The 18,144-nt window shown below is 59.9% G+C and carries 16 protein-coding genes; 8 read left to right on the top strand and 8 right to left on the bottom strand.

The annotated features are described in order from the left end of the window. Nucleotides 1-56: 56 nt before the first annotated feature. Nucleotides 57-680, top strand: a complete 624-nt coding sequence (locus tag RD1_RS12585) for a helix-turn-helix domain-containing protein (RefSeq protein WP_011568892.1) — start codon at nt 57-59, stop codon at nt 678-680. On the opposite strand, the gene RD1_RS12580 is transcribed toward RD1_RS12585, so the two are convergent. Further along, the gene (locus RD1_RS12580) at nt 681-2,498 is read right to left on the bottom strand and encodes an extracellular solute-binding protein (RefSeq protein ID WP_011568891.1); all 1,818 of its coding nucleotides are present in this window, start codon (nt 2,496-2,498) and stop codon (nt 681-683) included. Between the two features lie 332 nt (nt 2,499-2,830). Here RD1_RS12580 and RD1_RS12575 point away from each other — a divergent pair, with 332 nt between their 5' ends. Together RD1_RS12575 and RD1_RS12570 are read left to right on the top strand one after the other, a co-directional pair. Further along, nucleotides 2,831-3,616: a 3-hydroxybutyrate dehydrogenase gene (locus RD1_RS12575; protein WP_011568889.1), complete on the top strand. Its 786-nt coding sequence runs from the start codon at nt 2,831-2,833 to the stop codon at nt 3,614-3,616. Nucleotides 3,617-3,691: 75 nt separating this feature from the next. Then, nucleotides 3,692-4,729, top strand: a complete 1,038-nt coding sequence (locus tag RD1_RS12570; RefSeq protein WP_011568888.1) for a patatin-like phospholipase family protein — start codon at nt 3,692-3,694, stop codon at nt 4,727-4,729. Here RD1_RS12570 and RD1_RS12565 read toward each other — a convergent pair whose 3' ends face one another. The 4 genes from RD1_RS12565 to RD1_RS12550 form a co-directional block, all read right to left on the bottom strand. Beyond that, nucleotides 4,730-5,446: a DUF502 domain-containing protein gene (locus tag RD1_RS12565; RefSeq protein WP_011568887.1), complete on the bottom strand. Its 717-nt coding sequence runs from the start codon at nt 5,444-5,446 to the stop codon at nt 4,730-4,732. An 81-nt stretch (nt 5,447-5,527) separates the two neighbouring features. Next, a complete protein-coding gene (locus tag RD1_RS12560; RefSeq protein WP_011568886.1) occupies nt 5,528-6,460 on the bottom strand; it encodes a pseudouridine-5'-phosphate glycosidase in 933 nt (310 codons plus the stop codon). Further along, nucleotides 6,457-7,350: a PfkB family carbohydrate kinase gene (locus tag RD1_RS12555; protein ID WP_011568885.1), complete on the bottom strand. Its 894-nt coding sequence runs from the start codon at nt 7,348-7,350 to the stop codon at nt 6,457-6,459. Before RD1_RS12555 ends, RD1_RS12560 begins: the two co-directional genes overlap by 4 nt. 51 nt (nt 7,351-7,401) lie before the next feature. Then, nucleotides 7,402-8,214, bottom strand: a complete 813-nt coding sequence (locus tag RD1_RS12550; RefSeq protein WP_011568884.1) for a DUF4198 domain-containing protein — start codon at nt 8,212-8,214, stop codon at nt 7,402-7,404. Between RD1_RS12550 and RD1_RS12545 the strand changes: the two genes are divergently transcribed. Next, a complete protein-coding gene (locus RD1_RS12545; RefSeq protein WP_011568883.1) occupies nt 8,213-9,406 on the top strand; it encodes a HupE/UreJ family protein in 1,194 nt (397 codons plus the stop codon). The two genes, RD1_RS12550 and RD1_RS12545, sit on opposite strands and share 2 nt — an antisense overlap. Before the next feature lie 2 nt (nt 9,407-9,408). On the opposite strand, the gene RD1_RS12540 is transcribed toward RD1_RS12545, so the two are convergent. After that, a complete protein-coding gene (locus RD1_RS12540) occupies nt 9,409-10,029 on the bottom strand; it encodes a thiamine phosphate synthase (protein ID WP_011568882.1) in 621 nt (206 codons plus the stop codon). Between the two features lie 145 nt (nt 10,030-10,174). On the opposite strand from RD1_RS12540, the gene RD1_RS12535 reads away from it, so the two are divergent. The 3 genes from RD1_RS12535 to RD1_RS12525 all read left to right on the top strand — a co-directional run bounded on the left by RD1_RS12535 (nt 10,175) and on the right by RD1_RS12525 (nt 13,622). Next, a complete protein-coding gene (locus RD1_RS12535) occupies nt 10,175-10,930 on the top strand; it encodes an RNA methyltransferase (RefSeq protein ID WP_011568881.1) in 756 nt (251 codons plus the stop codon). A 62-nt stretch (nt 10,931-10,992) separates the two neighbouring features. Continuing rightward, the gene (ctaA, locus tag RD1_RS12530) at nt 10,993-12,141 is read left to right on the top strand and encodes a heme A synthase (protein ID WP_011568880.1); all 1,149 of its coding nucleotides are present in this window, start codon (nt 10,993-10,995) and stop codon (nt 12,139-12,141) included. A 2-nt stretch (nt 12,142-12,143) separates the two neighbouring features. Next, entirely contained in the window at nt 12,144-13,622 is a 1,479-nt protein-coding gene (locus RD1_RS12525) for a carboxypeptidase M32 (RefSeq protein WP_011568879.1), read from the top strand. A 228-nt stretch (nt 13,623-13,850) separates the two neighbouring features. Here the strand turns inward: RD1_RS12525 and gyrA are convergent, their stop codons facing one another. Beyond that, nucleotides 13,851-16,607: a DNA gyrase subunit A gene (gyrA, locus tag RD1_RS12520; protein WP_044033129.1), complete on the bottom strand. Its 2,757-nt coding sequence runs from the start codon at nt 16,605-16,607 to the stop codon at nt 13,851-13,853. 192 nt (nt 16,608-16,799) lie between these two features. Here gyrA and RD1_RS12515 point away from each other — a divergent pair, with 192 nt between their 5' ends. Continuing rightward, the gene (locus RD1_RS12515) at nt 16,800-17,069 is read left to right on the top strand and encodes an usg protein (protein ID WP_013961746.1); all 270 of its coding nucleotides are present in this window, start codon (nt 16,800-16,802) and stop codon (nt 17,067-17,069) included. 13 nt (nt 17,070-17,082) lie between these two features. Here RD1_RS12515 and RD1_RS12510 read toward each other — a convergent pair whose 3' ends face one another. Next, nucleotides 17,083-18,030: a radical SAM protein gene (locus tag RD1_RS12510; protein ID WP_011568876.1), complete on the bottom strand. Its 948-nt coding sequence runs from the start codon at nt 18,028-18,030 to the stop codon at nt 17,083-17,085. Between the last annotated feature and the right edge of the window lie 114 nt (nt 18,031-18,144).

The raw sequence follows: 18,144 nt of genomic DNA, 5'->3' as shown, positions 1-18,144 counted from the left end.
CTACCGGGCGGGCAGCGGCGTTGCAAGCCTGCGGGCTTGCGCATACAAGTGCATACATGAGCCGGAGCAAGCCAAACAAACTGATCACCATCGCCCGTGAAAACGGCAGCGATGAACCCGTGGCCCCCTTGGATCTGGGGGTGCGCGTGCGCGAGTTGCGCAAGGCGCGCGACTGGACGCTCGAGCAGGCCGCGACCAAGGCCGGGCTTGCCCGCTCGACGCTCAGCAAGATCGAAAACGGGCAGATGTCGCCGACCTATGATGCGCTGAAAAAGCTGGCCACGGGCCTGAACATCTCGATCCCGCAGCTTTTTACGCCCCCGCATGCGGAGCAGGCCAGCGGACGCCTCGCGGTGACCAAATCGGGCGAAGGTGCAGCACAAGCCACCGTCACTTATGAGCACGAGTTGCTGGCGGATACACTGAGCAAAAAGAAGATGCTGCCGTATCGCACCCGGGTTCGCGCCCGCAACATGGCGGAGTTTGACGGCTGGGTGCGCCATGATGGGGAAGAGTATCTTTATGTGCTGACCGGGGTCATTCGTCTTTACACGGAATTCTATGAACCGATCGAGATGCGGCGCGGCGACAGCGCCTATTATGACGCCACGATGGGCCATAATGTCGTCTCGGTCAGCCCCGAAGACGCCAATATCCTGTGGGTGACATCGCTGGTGTGATCAGTCGTCTTCGAACCACCAGACCTGCGGCATGAAATTCGGCCCGTCCCCGTAAATCGGCAACTGGTCGGGAAAGTGCAGCCGCGCGTCATGGGCAATCCGACCGATGGTATACTGCCAGAACGGGATCACATAGCGCCCGGCGGTCAGCGCGCGGTCCAGTGCCCTGACGGCGGCGACGAAATCCTCTTGTGTGCGCGCATCCAGCATGGCGTCAATCATCGCATCGATGACGGGTGATCTCGCCCCCATCAGATTTCGCGACCCTTCCTGATCTGCCGAGGCCGAGCCCCAGTAAAACCGCTGCTCATTGCCCGGCGAAAGGGACAGGGCGCGCCGGTAAGGCGTCATGTCAAAATCAAAGGCGTTGGTGCGCTGGATATATTGCGCGTTGTCCGTCGTCTCGACCGAAACATCGACGCCAAGGCGGCGCAGCGCACTGACGTAGAGATCCGTGATCGCCTTGTTTTCGCTGCTGCCCTGGGTCAGAAGGATCGTGAATGCCAGCGGATCACCCGCCGCATTTCGCATCACACCCTCCTTTACCGTCCAGCCTGCATCGTTCAGCAAGGCCAGCGCTCGCCGGATGCCGCGACGGTTGCGCTCGGAGCCATCGCTTTGGGGCAGCACATACCCCTCCAGTGTGCCGGGCAGCAGGTCATCCGCGAAAGGAGACAGCAGGTCGGCAACTTTGCCCGTGGCAGGACCCGGCACGAATGCAAGTTCCGAGTTCGAAAAATAAGAGGTGATCCGGGGCTGCGATGACCCGGTCAGCGTGTCGTTGATGAACTCGAAATTGAACGCAAGGATCATCGCCTCGCGCACGCGCCAGTCATCAAAGGGCGGGGTGCGCGTGTTCATCACAAAACCGGTCATGCCCGATGGTTTGCCATGCGGGATTTCCGATTTGACAATATCGCCGCGCGCCACCGCCGGGAAGTCATATTGCGTGGCCCATTTTTCCGCGTTGAACTCGCGCACGGCGGAGATATCGCCGGCCTTGAAGGCCTCGAACATCACCGAAGCATCGCCATAAAAGTCCAGCTTGATCCGGTCGATGTTATGGGTGCCCCGGCGAAACGGAATATCTGCGCCCCAATAGTCCGGGTTGCGCGTCAGCTGCACAAAACGGCCCGCCTCAAAATCGCTGATCACATAGGGCCCGGTGCCAAGGGGGATATCCGCAAGGGGCGCGTTGGCAAAATCCCGCCCCTCCCATTGCGCTTTGCTCAGGATCGGGCGCAGCCCCGCGAGCAACGCCAATTCGCGGTTGTCGGTATTAAAGGTAATGCGCAGGCTGCGGGGGCCGGTTTGCGTGATGTCTTCGATCTGCGACTGCAGACTGTGATAGCGCGGATGCCCCTGTGTTCCCAACAGGTCGTAGGAAAACACCACATCTTCGACCGTGACGGGCGATCCATCAGAGAATTGTGCGCCCTCACGCAGGGTGAACTCGACCCATGAGCGATCCTCTGGCACCTCGACCGATTCGGCCAAGACGCCGTAAAGCGTGAAGGGTTCATCCCACGAACGGCCCATCAGCGCTTCATGGGTGAAAAACCTCAACTGCCAGGGCGCCGTACCTTTATGCACGTAAGGGTTGAGGCTGTTGAATCCACCTGTATTGCCCAGGGTGATGCTGCCTCCTTTGGGCGCTTCGGGTCTGGCGTATGGCAGGGACACAAAATCCGGTGGAAGGGCAGGGGTGCCGTACATAGATATCCCGTGCATTGGCTCCGCACGTGCCTGCAGCCCGGCGAGAATCACCATGAAAAACGTGAAATTCCGGAACAGCCGAAAGAAAAAAACCGTATTCATTTTGGAGACAATTCCCTGCTGCCCTTGTTTTATTGCGCCGAAACCTACCGGGGTATTTCTATCTTATCAAACTTTTAGCTTGGACTGTTGTGGTAGATTGATTATAACCAAGTCACTGCTCGATAGGTTTCTTGCCTGTATGAAACCTGCCTCAATAACTCAACGCCTGCCTTGTGCAGGCGTTTTTTTTATTTGGGCATATCGCGTCCTTCAAGGCTATGCTGGACAGATGTGGGGCGCGTGAGCCGTTTTCCGCTTTTGGCATTTTATTTGCACGCGCAGCACGTCATGATGCGTGCAATGCAGCATTATGAACAAGCAAGGACATCGCCATGAGTTTCGAGATTTCTCTTTCCGGTAAAACGGCCATCGTGACAGGGTCAAATTCGGGCATCGGGCTGGGTATTGCATGGGAATTGGCGCGCGCTGGTGCGGATATCGTGATCAACTCTTTCAGTGACACCGCCGAAGACCATGCGCTCGCGAAAGAGATCGCGCAGGAAACGGGCGTCACGGCGCGCTATATCCAGGCGGACATGTCCAAGCCCGATGATTGCCGCGCGCTGATCACCAAGGCGGGCAACTGTGATATTCTGGTCAACAACGCCGGCATCCAGCATGTCGCGGGCATCCCCGATTTTCCGGTTGAGAAATGGGATGCGATCATTGCGATCAACCTGTCCTCGGCGTTTCACACCACCGCCGTGGCCTTGCCGATGATGCGCGCCGCAGGCTGGGGCAGGGTGATCAATATCGCCTCGGCGCATGGGTTGACCGCGTCGCCCTATAAATCGGCCTATATCGCGGCCAAACACGGCATCGTCGGGCTGACCAAGACGACGGCGCTGGAAACCGCGAAAGAACCGATCACCGCCAATGCGATCTGTCCGGGGTATGTGCTGACACCGATTGTCGAAAAGCAGATTCCCGACACCATGAAGGAATACGACATGACGCGCGAAGAGGTCATCGAGAACGTGATGCTGACGCGGCAGCCGTCGAAAGAGTTTGCAACGGTCGAGCAAATGGGCGGCACCGCGACGTTTTTGTGCTCGGACGCCGCCGCACAGATCACGGGGACGACGATCAGCGTCGATGGCGGCTGGACGGCGCTGTAACGGCCTGTTGTCTCCTGTTGCTATAGGAACGGGCGCAGGTATCTTTGACAAATCGACCAGAAGGGGCGATGGAAAATGGCGAAAAAACGGATCAACCTCGCACTTCAGGGCGGAGGCGCGCATGGCGCGTTTACCTGGGGTGTGCTGGACCGGCTGCTCATGGATGAAGATCTGGAAGTGGCCGCGATTTCCGGCACAAGTGCCGGGGCACTGAACGGTGCGGCCTTCAAGGCGGGCATGATTGAGGGCGGGCGCGAGGGCGCGCGCGACATGCTGGAGTGGCTGTGGAAAGAAGTTGGCGCGCGGCCCGAGATGAAAATGTCGGAATGGATGGCGCCGTTTTCCCTGACCTCCGTGTCCTCGGCGCTTGAAAACTCATGGCCTTACCTTGCTGCGGATGCCTGGTCGCGGGTGGTATCGCCCTATGCCTACGGGCCGTTTTATACCAACCCGCTCAGGCCGATCGTGTCCAAGTTCAACTATGATGAAGTGTGTGCAGAAAACGGCAAGGGTCCCTGCCTTTTCGTGTGCGCAACGCGGGTGCGCAGCGGCAAGATCCGCGTGTTCAAGGACAGCGAAATCAGCACCGATGTGATCCTTGCCTCTGCCTGCCTGCCGACGATGTTTCAGGCCGTTCCTGTCACGGACCCCGTCACCGGCACAACCGAGGATTACTGGGATGGCGGCTATACCGGCAATCCGGCCCTGTTCCCGCTTTTCAACCCGTCCCTGCCCGAAGATATCGTGGTGGTGAACATCAACCCGCTGGAACGTGTCGACACTCCGCGCACAGCGCAGGCGATCCAGAACCGGATCAACGAAATCAGCTTCAATTCATCGCTGCTGCGCGAGATGCGCGCCATCCACTTCGTGCAACGGTTGCTTGACAGTGGCAGGTTGGAATCCGATGAAAAACAACGTGTTCTGATGCATATGATTGCCGATGATGCCTTGATGAACGAATTGTCCGTGGCAACAAAAGTGATCCCGACCGCTTACACGCTGGCGAAGCTGAAAGAGGCCGGACAGCGGGCCGCGGATGATTTTCTGAGCGTGCATCGCGATGATCTCAACAAGCGCAGTTCCGTCGATATGGTCGAGATGTTCCAGTAATTACGCCTGCCCGGCAGGCCTTTGCTCATCCTTGCCGTTGGGATAGACCAGACCGGCGGAAATCACCAGTTTGGCGGCTTCTTCGACCGTCATATCCAACTTGATGACATCGGTTTCCGGCACAAAGAGCAAAAACCCCGATGTCGGATTCGGTGTCGTGGGGAGAAAGATGCTCAGCATTGGCTGCCCGTCATTTGCCCGCACGGCGATCTCGCCCTTGGTATTGGTCGAGATAAAACCGATCGCCCAGATGCCCTTGCGCGGGTATTCGATCAGGCATGCCTTCTCGAAGGAGCGTTCGGACTGTGCGAAAACGGTCTCGGATATCTGTTTGATGCCGGAATAGATGGAACGCACGACGGGGGTGCGCTCCACCAGACCTTCGGCAAAAGAGATCAGCGAGCGCCCGATCAGCCCTTTGGCCATCCAGCCCACGATCATCGTGAACAGCAAAAAGATCACAACGCCGATGCCGCGCACGTCAATCTGCACCGAAGGGTCAAGGCCCAGCAAATCCTGCAGCACGCGGTCTGGCTGGTAGCTGTTGGGCACCAGCGGCAGAACGAAGCCGTCAATCCAGCCGACGACCGACCAGATGAGCCAGATGGTCAGCCCTACCGGCGCAATGACAACAAGTCCGGTCAGGAAATTGGAACGCATCCGGGCAAGAATACCGCGACGCGGTGGTGGCATATCAGGGTCGAAGGGCGTGTTCATTCAGTGTCCGTCTTTGCAAGGCACTCGCGATAGTTAGGGGGTTTGGCAGCGGTTAACAATGGGGGCTGCCCGCGCAATGGCTCACTTTCCCGCAATGCGGGCATTGGCGATCAAGGCTTGGGCGATCGCCCCGGCCAGCCGCGCGTTATTGCGCACCAGCGCGATGTTTGCCGTCAGGGACCGTCCTTGCGTCAACTCATAGATGCGCTGCAGCAGATACGGGGTCACGGCCTTGCCCTTGATGCCGTGCTTCTCGGCATCCGCCTGCGCTGTGGCGATGATCGGCGCGAGTTCGGTTGCCGGGATTTCATCCGTGTGCGGAATGGGATTGGCCACCAGTTGACCGCCGGGCAGGCCGAGATCGACGCGCATCTGATGGGCCGCTGCGATCCCGACGGGATCATCCATGCGCAGGGGCGATTTGAAAACGGATTCCGCGCTCCAGAAGGCGGGGAAACTGTCCTGACCCACGGTGATGACTGGCACGCCCTGTGTTTCCAGCACTTCCAGTGTTTTGGCCACATCCAGAATGGCCTTGGCCCCGGCGGCCACGACGGTCACGGGGGTTTGTGCAAGCTCCAGCAGGTCGGCAGAAACGTCAAAACTGGACTCCGCGCCGCGATGGACCCCGCCGATACCGCCCGTTGCAAAAACCGATATGCCCGCAAGATGGGCCGCGATCATCGTCGCTGAAACGGTCGTCGCCCCGGTGCCGCCCGTGGCCATGCAGGCGGCGATGTCGGCGCGCGAGAGTTTGGCGACCCCCTTGGCCTGCGCAAGCGCCTCGAGTTGATGCGCCTCAAGCCCGATGTGCAGCGTACCGTCCATCACGGCGATGGTGGCGGGTGTTACCCCTGCGGCGCGCAAATCATCCTCGACCTGACGGGCCACCTCAAGGTTTTGGGGATAGGGCATGCCGTGGGTGATGATGGTGCTTTCCAGCGCCACGATCGGGCGTCCGGCGGCTTTGGCGGCGGCCACTTCGGCACTATGGCGCAAGGGTAGGTTGGTCATGAGGGTGTTTCTCCGGATACATAGGTTGCGGCGGCCTTGAGGGCCCGGTCCAGGGCAGCGGCAGGGTCCAGCCCCTGCGCTTCAGATGCGATATGGGCGGCCATGAAGGTATCGCCCGCACCGGTCACGCGCGCAACCAGCACCTGTGGCGGCGTCTGCGTCAGCAGCCCATCCGGTCGCCCTTCGCTCGCATCGGCACCACCATCGGTCACCAAGACCCGGGCGGCGCCCAGTGCCAACAGGTTTTCTGCGGCAGCGCGTGACGTTTTGAATGTTTGGTTACACAGCAATCCAGCCTCTTCAAGATTGACGTAAAGCGTGCCGCGGCTCTGTTTGACGAAAGGAAACAACCGCTCGGCCTTGCCGGGGGAGGCGGGCGCGACGCGCAGATCGGCGCAGGAGAACAGCGGGCTTTGCGCGATCTCGCTCAACAAGGTCAGCGTCAGATTGCCATCCAAAGCGACGCGGCCCTGAAAAGGCGCGTTTTCGCAGGCCACACGCCCATCCGAGAGCGGTGCGAGAATCTTGGCGCCTGCCGCTTCGAGAGAATGGGCATCGGCGATGGCCGCGATCAGGCCGTTTGCCCCCTCGATGGCCATGTACTGATCCGTCGGCAGGTCAGCGGAGCGATACACAAGGTCCGTCACAATGCCGCGCGCCGCGCATGCGCTGAGCAATTCATCCCCTGCGCTGTCCTGCCCGACGGTGGTCAGGATGGCAGGCGTCAGGCCGAATCGAGCCAGCGTCATTGCGATGTTCATCGCGACCCCGCCCGGCAGGCGCGTGATCCGCCCCGGCACGTCGGAGCCTTGCCGCATGGCGCTGGCCGAGCGGCCGATCACGTCCCATAAAACGGAGCCGATGCAAAGGATATCAGGCTTGGACATCATGCGGTCTTGTGACGGGGAAGGCGCAAAGGATCAAGCCCCTGCTGCGCAGCTTCATCGGGAAGGGACGGAAAAGGTCAAAGCCGCCCACAGGGTTTCCCAGACGGGGGCCTGTTCTGTACTGCCGGCCAGCGGGCTGGGGCGCAGGACAACGGCGTCAAAGAGGTAGTCGTGACCCGGTTTGACGGGAACCGTTGCAAGCCCCTGTGCGTCGGTGCGCAACAGGGACACGGCCACATTGCCCGCTGCGTCACGTTCAAACACTTCGACTTGTGCATCCGGTCTTGGCGCGCCGTCATAGGTCAGACGCACCCGCATTTGTCCGTCGAAATCGGCATCATAGGGGTTCGTCAGCGCGGTGAATTCCGTTGCAAGCCCAAAGGGTCGGTCCGCGCCGCGCCCATGCCCCACGGCGATCAGGGATTTGACATGCCGGGTGTAGCTTTCGCGAAATCCCGCTCTGGGCCAACCGCGGTCGTCATGCATTCTGGCTGCCGCGCTGAAGTCCTTATGCGCGGCGAATTTCAGAAACCTGTCCCAGTCGCGGTAGGTGAGGGTGGCGGCGCTGGTCTCATGCAGCACGATCAGCAAACCATCAGGATGATCCGACATCTGCAGCGCGGGCGTGTCGCCCATACGTCCCGTCACCGGGCGCACCACGTCGCCGGATACGGTTTCAAAACGTGTGAAGCGATTTTCGAACCACGCCAGCGTGATGCCCTTGAAATTCTCTCCGTTTTTCAGGTCCGCATGGACCGCTGCGCCGCTTTCGACTTGATATTGCTGCGGTTCAATCCAAAACTCGTGAGAGAAGACGGGGCCGACGCTCAGAACCGTCAGAAAAATCGAAAGGCGCAGAAAGCCCATGGTGACATCCTTTGTAAATGCAGTCGCAAGGCTGGGCTTTTTCCTGCTGGTGTCAACGCTGTTTTGGAGCGCGCAGGCAAACCAGAGCCGTGCGCATGAGGTGGTGCCGACGATTGCCGATATGACGCTGGCGGAAAACGGAACGCTTCTGTTTGATTTCCGCATCAATATCGAGGCGTTTCTGGCGGGGATTGATCTGGATGCGGTTGCGGATACGGATGAAGACAGCGCCGCGCCTGATTATGACGCGCTGCGGGCCTTGCCAAATTCAGATATCATCGCACGCGCGCAAGATATCATCGACGCGTGGAATGCGTTGCCCTTGCTGTCAGCCGATGGTGCAACGCCCCTGACCCTCGGCACCATCACCATGCCCGAAGACCTTGATTTTGAACTGCCGCGGATTTCCCAGATGCAGGTGAGCGCGCAACTGCCGCCGGAGACCACGTCGGTGATCGTCAATTGGCCCGCAGGATCAGGCGCTCTGGTGCTGCGTCAGCAAGGGGTCGAGGCCCCCTACACCGGCTATCTCGATGGGGGCCAATCCAGCGCACCGATCGTGCTGGCCGGTGGCGATGCACAAAGCCCGAGCGATGCCTTCATGGCGTATATCCCTGTCGGGTTCGATCATATCCTGCCCAAGGGACTCGACCATATCCTGTTTGTCTTGGGCCTGTTCTTTCTTTCGACACGGTGGGGTCCGTTGCTGTGGCAGGTCAGTGCTTTTACGCTGGCGCATACGGTGACGCTGGCGCTGGGTGCTCTGGGCTGGGTCAACGTGCCGGGCAGCATCGTGGAGCCCTTGATTGCCGCCTCTATCGTTTATGTCGCCGTGGAAAACCTGTTTCAGCGCGGGCTGAGTAAATGGCGACCCTTCATCATATTTGGATTTGGTCTGTTGCACGGGCTCGGCTTTGCCTCCGTGCTGGGCGAATTTGGGCTGCCCGAAAGCCAGTTCATCCCCGCGCTGATCGGGTTCAATGTGGGTGTGGAACTGGGTCAGTTGACCGTGATCGCGCTGGCCGCCCTGATCCTGTTTGGATGCACCCGTCTGGCGCGCCGCTCGGATTTGTCCGAAATCGAACGACCGGTCGGCACCTATGCGGTGATGTTCCGGGCGGTGTCGATCCCGGCCTCGCTGATCATTGCCATCATCGGGGCCTATTGGTGTGTCGAGCGGGTATTTCTGTAACCCTAGCCCATCGCCTCAAGCAGTTCACCCAAACGCTGCGCGGGATACTCGGCGCTCCAGACTTCTTGTCCGAAGGCAAAAAAGTCGGTGAAGGGCGTCAGCTGTGCGATCCGGGCCGCATCAAGACCGCCCTCGGCGACCACGGGCACCTCGATGAACTCGGACCACCACTCAAAGACCTCCTGCGCGACATAGCTGCCATCGCCAAGGGACGAGGCCGCAACAGGTCCGAAACAGATGTAATCGGCACCCGCCTCTCCAGCGGACATCCCGTCGTGTCGCGATGTGCCGCAAAAACTGCCGATGATGGCGTCTTCGCCCAGCAGTTTGCGCGTCTCACGCACGGAGCGGGCCGCATCGCTGAGATGGACCCCATCCAGCCCAAGGCGATCCGCCAGAACCGAATGATCGCTCAGCACCAGCGCGATATCGCGCGCATGGGTCACCTCGCGCAGCGCATCGGCTGCGCGCGACACCGTGTCTTCATCGCGCGCCGCCAGTTCCAGACGCACGCAAGCCACTTTGTGCGTGTCAAGAACCCGCGCCAGCACATCGGGAAAACTGCTCAACTCAAATTCCGGTGGCGTGATCAGGTAGAGCTGCGGTTTTTCGGGCAATTCCATATTCGGGGTCCTTGAGGTCTGACGTGCGCAAAGCCCTACCGCAGACCATGGGGAATGAAAACGCATTTGACCCCGGCGCGTCAAAATTGCCGCCCGACTGTTGCGGCCCGTTGCGCCGCCGCGCCGCGCGACGTAAGACGCAGGCATGACAGAAACAATCACCACCCCAACCACCCCGGCCTTTGTTCTGGTCCGTCCGCAGATGGGCGAAAACATCGGTGCCTCCGCCCGTGCGATGTGGAATTTCGGGCTTGAGCATATGCGTGTGGTGGCCCCGCGCGATGGTTGGCCAAATCAGGCGGCGGTTGCGCTGGCCAGCGGCGCGGGCCGGGTTCTGGACAATGCGCAGTTGAGCGATGATTTGCCCGGTAGTGTGGGCGATTGTTCCTTTGTCTTTGCGACGACAGCGCGCCCGCGCGACCTGACCAAACCTGTGTTCAGCCCCGAAGAGGCGATGCGCGTGGCAGCGCAGCGGATCGCGGCGGGCGAGCGCATTGCGGTGCTTTTCGGGCCGGAGCGGGCAGGGCTGGAAAACGATGACATTGCGCGCGCCAATGCGATCATATCGGTGCCTGTCAACCCGGCCTTCCCCTCGCTGAACCTTGCGCAATGCGTGTTGCTGGTGGGCTATGAATGGATGCGGGCCACGCACGATGTGACGCCGCACACGGTCGATATGTCGGGAACGCAATGGGCTGATCATATCGAGGTTGAACACCTCGCCACCCATTACGAGGACCGGCTGGAAGAGATGGGGTTCTTTTTCCCGGCGCATAAATCGCACTCCATGCGGGTCAATCTGCGCAACTTCTGGAGCCGGATGCCCATGACGCGCGCGGATGTTCAGATGCTGCACGGGATGATGCGGCAGATGGTCCGCTGGAAGACGCGCGGCGACTAGTCGCGCTGGACCTCTCCAGCGCATCCCCCTAGGGTCGCGGCGCGACAGTTTGAGGATATCCAATGAGCAGCAAACGCAAGTTGTTTGAAGAAGTTGGGGCAGCGGCGGCCACCCGGCCAGCGGCGCAACCCGGTCTTATCGACAAGCGGCACAGCGGTGCCCGCAAAGCCATTCGTGTGTGGTTGCAAATTCTTTTCGCGCTGGTCTTTATCATGATCGCGGTCGGGGGGCTGACCCGCCTGACCGACAGCGGGCTCAGCATCACCGAATGGCGCCCCCTGACCGGCGCATTGCCGCCCCTGTCGGAGGCGGAATGGCAGTCCGAATTCGAAAAGTATCAGGCCATTGATGAGTTTCGCATTCAGAACCAATGGATGCAGATGGCCGATTTCAAGGTCATCTACTGGTGGGAATGGGGCCACCGCCAGCTTGGGCGCGTGATTGGCGTGGTCTGGGCGCTTGGCTTTGGCTATTTTCTTGTGCGCAGACAAGTGCCTGCGGGGTGGCATGGCAAGCTGTTGTTCCTCGGTCTGCTCGGGGGCGCGCAGGGTGCCATCGGCTGGTGGATGGTGGCCTCTGGCGTGACGCAGGGCGAAGGGGTGACCGATGTGGCCAGCTATCGCCTCGCCACCCATCTGGGGCTTGCCTTTGTGATCCTCGGGTTCATTGCGTGGTATATCATGGAACTGGGCCGCAGTGCGCCCGATCTGATGCAGGCGCGCCGGATCAAGGAGGGCAAGCAATGGGGCATGTCCACGGGGCTGTTGCATTTCACCTTTCTGCAAATTCTTCTCGGGGCGCTGGTAGCCGGGATCGACGCCGGGCGCAGCTATACCGACTGGCCCATGATGGGCGGGCAGTGGTTCCCCTCAACCGCGCTTGTGCTGGAACCGATCTGGCGCAACTTCTTTGAAAGCCCGGGATTGGTCCAGTTCATGCATCGTGTGACGGGCTATGTGCTGATCCTCTTTACGGTCGTGGTCTGGTTGCGCGGGCGCAGATCGAGCCATCCGCACACGCGTTTTGCCTTCAATGCCGTACTAGCGGCCATGACGTTGCAGATCGTGCTGGGGATCGTGACCGTGCTTTATGGCGCGCCCGCGCATATTGCCATTTTCCACCAGACCCTTGCGGTGATTGTCTGGGTGCTGATCCTGCGGGCGCGCTTCCTGAGTGGATACCCGATTGCCACATCCGTAAGGGGGACCTGATTATGGCCGATGCCTATGGTGAACTGATGGCCTTCATGCGCGACACCCAAGCGCTGGCCTCCATTGCCGGTCGGCTGGACTGGGATCAGGAAACCGTGATGCCGCGCGGTGCTGCACCCCAACGGGCCGAGGAATCCGCCGCCCTTGAGGCGGTGCTGCATGCACGGCGGACCGATGCGCGCATGGGCGATTGGATCGCCGCGTCCGAGGCCGGCGCCACCGATGATGTTGCCAGGGCGCAGCTGCGCCACATCCGCCGCAGTTTTGAGCGCGCCTCGAAAGTACCGGCAAGCCTGGCGAGCGAATTGGCGCGTGTGACCTCCGCGGCACAGGGCGTGTGGGCCGAGGCGCGCGCCGCGGATGATTTCGCGGCCTTTGCGCCAACGCTGGAACAGGTGATTGCCCTGCGCCGCGAAGAGGGTGCCGCCCTCGCGCAGGGGGGCGATGTGTATGACGCGCTTTTGTCGGATTATGAACCCGGAACCACCGCTGCCGAGCTTGAAGCGATGTTTGGCGCCTTGCGCCCCGAACTCAGCGTATTGCGTGCCGCGGCACTTGAGGCGGAGCCACCTGCGCCGCTGCAAGGGCAGTTCGATCCGGATGCCCAGATGAAGCTGACGCGGAAACTGGCGGAGGCGTTCGGCTATGACCTGCACCACGGGCGGATCGACAAGGCGGTACATCCTTTCAGTTCCGGCTCCGGTCTGGACGTGCGGATTACCACGCGCACAAATGCGGATGATCCGTTCAACTGCATCTACTCGACCATTCACGAGGTCGGCCATGCCTGCTACGAGCAAAACATTGACGATGCCTATCTGCTCACCCCTCTGGGCAGTGGTGTGTCGATGGGCGTGCATGAAAGCCAAAGCCGTATCTATGAAAACCAATTGGGCCGCAGCCGGGCCTTCACCGGTTGGCTTTATGGTCAGATGCGTGATGCCTTTGGCGACTTTGGCACTGCCGATGAGGATGCGTTCTATGCAACGGTGAATCGCGTGCACGACGGGTTTATCCGCACCGAATCCGACGAGTTGCAGTACAACCTGCATGTCTTGCTGCGGTTCGATCTGGAGCGTGCGCTGATTGCGGGTGATCTGACCGTGCGCGATCTGGAAGCTGCATGGAACGACCGTTTTCTCGCCGATTTCGGGTTCGCGGTCGACAAGGCGTCAAATGGCGTGTTGCAGGATGTGCATTGGTCGGTCGGCCTGTTCGGCTATTTTCCCACGTACAGCCTTGGTAATGTCTATGCCGGGTGCCTTCACGCGGCGCTGCGGCGCGCGGTTCCGGATCTGGATAGGCAACTGGGGCAGGGGGATACGCGCGCGGCGACCGGGTGGCTCAAGGAGAATGTGCAACGCCACGGGGGGCTTTATGAACCGCGTGATGTGATTGCCCAGGCCACCGGCACCGCCCCGTCAGAGGCGCCCTTGCTGGCCTATCTGAAAGACAAGTTCAGCCGGATCTACGCGCTCTGACATGATTGCTTATGGTGATCGGGCGGCGCGTTAGTCACACCCTGGCCGCAACACTTGAAGGCGCACGGGTAGACGACCCGTGCCCATACGTGACCCGGCCGACTGTCAGGATCGTCCTGCTGATCCAAACGCGGGCCAAAGCCTCATGCGAAAAACCTCAATCACGCAACACTGCCTGAAATCAGAGGGTTCAACGCGTTACGTGATGCTCGATGTTTCAGCTTTTGGTCAGGCGTTCTGGGCGTCCTCACCGTCGGTGTCATCCTCGCCTTGATCTGCGATCCACGCGACGCTCACGACCTCTTCGCCCTTGCCGGTGTTGAAGACCTTGACACCCCCGGCCGAGCGGGAGCGGAAAGAGATGCCTTCCACGGGAACCCGGATCGACTGGCCCTTGGAGGTGGCAAGCATGATCTGGTCGTCCATCTCAACTGGGAAGGAGGCCACGATTTGACCCGTCTGCATGCGTTTGTCCCAAGCGGTCACACCCATGCCCCCACGTCCGCGCACCGGATAATCATGGCTGGAACTCAGCTTTCCCGCGCCTCCCGCCGTAAGTGTCAGGATCAGGTTTTCCGCCGCAGACATTTCCGCATAGCGATCCGGGCTGATCGTGGCGTTGGCACTGGTTTCGTCCTCATCAGAGGTCTCACTATCATCTGTCAGGCCCACCATCGCGCGTCGCATTTTCAGATAGGCCGCTCTTTCGTCCGCAGTCGCGTCAAAATGGCGGATTACGGACATCGATACAACTTTGTCATGCCCAGAGAGTTTTACACCGCGCACGCCCACAGAGCTACGGGAATTGAACACGCGCACGTCTTCGCTTGGGAACCGGATCGCGCGCCCCGACGCGGTGACAAGCATCACATCATCATCCGGAGAGGCGATGCGCGCGTTGATCAGCGTGGTTTCGGCATGTTCATCCTCAAACTTCATCGCGATCTTGCCGTTGGATTTCACGTTTGTGAAATCGGATAGCGCGTTGCGCCGCACTGTGCCCGCCGAGGTGGCAAAGACGATCTGCAATTGCGACCAGTCCTTTTCGTCGCGGTCAATGGGCAGGATCGCCGCGATGGAGACCCCCTGCGGGATCGGCAGAATATTGACAATCGCCTTGCCCTTCGAGGTGCGTGCGCCCTGCGGCAAGCGCCATGTCTTGAGCTTGTAGGCCATGCCGTCGGTGGTAAAGAACAGCAGTTGCGTGTGGGTATTTGCCACGAACAGCGTGGTGACCACATCATCTTCCTTGAGGCTGCCACCTGACAGACCCTTGCCGCCGCGCCGCTGGCTGCGGAAATCGGCGAGCGGCGTGCGTTTGATGTAGCCACCTTGGGTGACGGTCACGACCATATCCTCGCGCGCGATCAGGTCTTCGTCTTCCATGTCACCGGACCAATCGACGATCTCTGTGCGGCGTGGTACGGCGAACAACTCGCGTACCTCGCGCAGCTCATCCGCGATGATGCCCATGATCCGGTCGCGTGACCCCAGAATTTCGAGGTATTCCTTGATCTTGCCTGCCAGTTCTTCAAGCTCGTCGGTGACTTCCTTGACACCGATCTGGGTCAGGCGCTGCAAGCGCAGATCGAGAATGGCGCGGGCCTGTGTTTCCGACAGGTTATAGGTGCCGTCGTCATTGGCCGTATGGGTCGGATCATCAATCAGCGCGATATAGGGCAGGATGTCCTGCGCGGGCCAGCGCCGGGTCATCAGCTTTTCGCGCGCCTCGGCGGCATCGGCGGAGGCCCGGATGGTCGCCACGACCTCGTCGATATTCGTCACGGCCACAGCCAGACCACAGAGCACATGGCTGCGTTCGCGCGCCTTGCGCAACAGATACGCAGTGCGGCGCGCCACAACGTCCTCGCGGAAGTCGATGAAATAGGTCAGGAACTTGCGCAGGGTCAGCTGTTCGGGGCGCCCACCGTTCAGCGCCAGCATGTTGCACCCGAAATAGGTTTGCAGCGGCGTAAAGCGATAAAGCTGGTTCATCACCACTTCGGCGGTCGCATCCCGTTTCAATTCGATCACGACCCGCACGCCATTGCGGTCGCTTTCGTCCTGCACATGGGCGATGCCGTCGATCTTTTTCTCGCGCACCTGTTCGGCGATCTTTTCGATCATCGTGGCCTTATTGACCTGATAGGGGATCTCATCGACGATGATGGCCCAGCGATCCTTGCGGATTTCCTCCACCCGTGTCTTGGCGCGGATGATGACCGAGCCGCGCCCTTCGAGATAGGCTTTGCGGGCCCCGCCGCGCCCCAGCATGATGCCACCCGTCGGGAAATCGGGGCCGGGCACATAGTCGATCAGCTGCTCGGACGTCAGATCCGGCTCCTCGATCAGCGCCAGCGTGGCGTCGATCACCTCGCCCAGATTGTGCGGCGGAATATTGGTGGCCATGCCGACAGCAATGCCCCCCGCACCGTTGACCAGCATGTTGGGAAAGCGCGCGGGCAGCACGGTCGGCTCTTTCTGTTTGCCGTCGTAATTGTCCTGAAAATCAACCGTGTCCTTGTCGATATCCGCCAGCAGATAGGCGGCAGGCTTGTCCATGCGCACCTCGGTATAGCGCATGGCCGCAGGGTTATCCCCGTCCATCGAGCCAAAATTCCCCTGACCATCCAGCAGCGGCAGTGACATGGAAAAATCCTGTGCCATGCGCACCAGTGCGTCATAAATCGCGCTGTCCCCATGGGGGTGATACTGACCCATCACATCGCCCACGGGACGCGCGGATTTGCGATAAGGTTTATCGTGGGTATTGCCCGTTTCATGCATCGCGAACAGGATGCGGCGGTGCACCGGTTTCAATCCATCCCGCAGGTCCGGGATCGCGCGGCTGACAATGACCGACATCGCATAATCCAGATAGGATGTGCGCATTTCTTGTTCGATGCTGACCGAAGGCCCGTCGTAAACAGGGCGCTCAGGGCGCATTTCATCATCATTTTCAGGAGGTTGTGGTGTGTCGCTCACGTTGTCTGCCCATTTTTTGCGCCGGGTCTATATATTGTGTCTGCAGCATAACAGAGCCCGTACATAAGGTGCAATCCAATTGTCTGCTGCGGCTTGGCAGCCACCGCAGCCAAGTGCCAACATATTGTTTTTATTGAAAAGTAATTTTTTGGTGGCATGCTGAACGAACAGTACGCAAAAAAGAGGAAAGAAATGGTCCAATCAGAAACAGAGTTGATGCTTAAAGGGTATGGCCTGACCACGGCTGAGTTTTTTTACCACATGCCGGATTATACGCATGTGCTGAACAGTTATATCTGGCAGGATTATGACCTGGCGCCGGATCATCCGAAACTCTTCAAATTCGTTGAGTTCTGGCAGTCAGAAATAGAAGGCCCCTTGCATTCGGTGCGCTTTACCCATCGCAAAATGGTATCGCCGGGCGAATGGCGCAATGTCACGGGCGAATTGACGATCCACTGACATCACGGCTGCGTCAGGCTGAGCAGCTTGCGCCCCCCAGCACGCAGAACTTCGCGCAATGCGGATGGTTCAGCGCCACGTCCTGCTCGGCCTCCTCCAGCGTCTTGCCCAATTCGAACGCGGGCGTATAGGGCAGCAGCGTGCAGGCAAGCACGGCGGGCGCATCGGCACCGCGCCGCTTAACCACCATGCGGGAGGATGCGCACATCATGTCGTTGGGGGATTTGTTCAGAATGCCCCAACAGGCGGTCGTGATTTCCGGCACCTCGACAGACACATCCATCTCTGGAAACAGCACAGTCATCGCCGGGTTGTGCGCATCAATGTCAAATCCATGCTGCGCAAAGAACGCAGCATAGCCCGCGCGGCTTTCCGCCTCGCTATCGCCCATGATGGAACGCCCGGCAACGGCCATGGTAAAGCCATTGTCGCGCAGCCATTTCATGCCGGTAAGCGTTTTTTCAAAAGCACCGACGCCACGCTCGTCATCATGCAGGGATGCATCATAGTGATCGACAGAAATGCGCAACGTCAGCTTGCCGGGGTAGGCCGCATTCAATTCAAGCAGCCCCGCCTGCATCTTCTTGCGCATCATCGGACGCATGGCATTCGTCAGAACGAGGACCTCATAGCCGCGTTCAAGAGCAGCACGCGCAAGGTCGATCATCTGCGGGTTCATGAAAGGCTCCCCACCGGTAAAGGCGATCTCGCGCACGGGCCATGCGCGCGTCTCAAGCTGGTCCAGATAGCTGCGCACCTCATCTGCGGTGATATAGACCAGCGCATCATTGGTCGGGCTGCTTTCGATATAGCAGTTCACGCATTCGATGTTGCACAACGTGCCGGTGTTGAACCACAGCGTCTTGGGCTGTGTCAGGCTCACATGCGCGCGCGGCTCACCTTTGGCAGTGATTTGCGGGTTCTGGAACTTCCCAACATTTGCCTCAAGCCGGTCTTTCATCTGCCTATCGCTCCTTCGGTCTTTGAAATTCTATTTGCGCGAGAGCACCATAGAAGGCAAGAAAGAGCCACCTGATTTACGCGCACAGTGTTGTGAACGCTTTACCATTGGCCC

Source organism: Roseobacter denitrificans OCh 114 (genome assembly GCF_000014045.1).
GTDB lineage: Bacteria > Pseudomonadota > Alphaproteobacteria > Rhodobacterales > Rhodobacteraceae > Roseobacter > Roseobacter denitrificans.
This window is presented reverse-complemented; position numbering and strand designations above follow the sequence as displayed.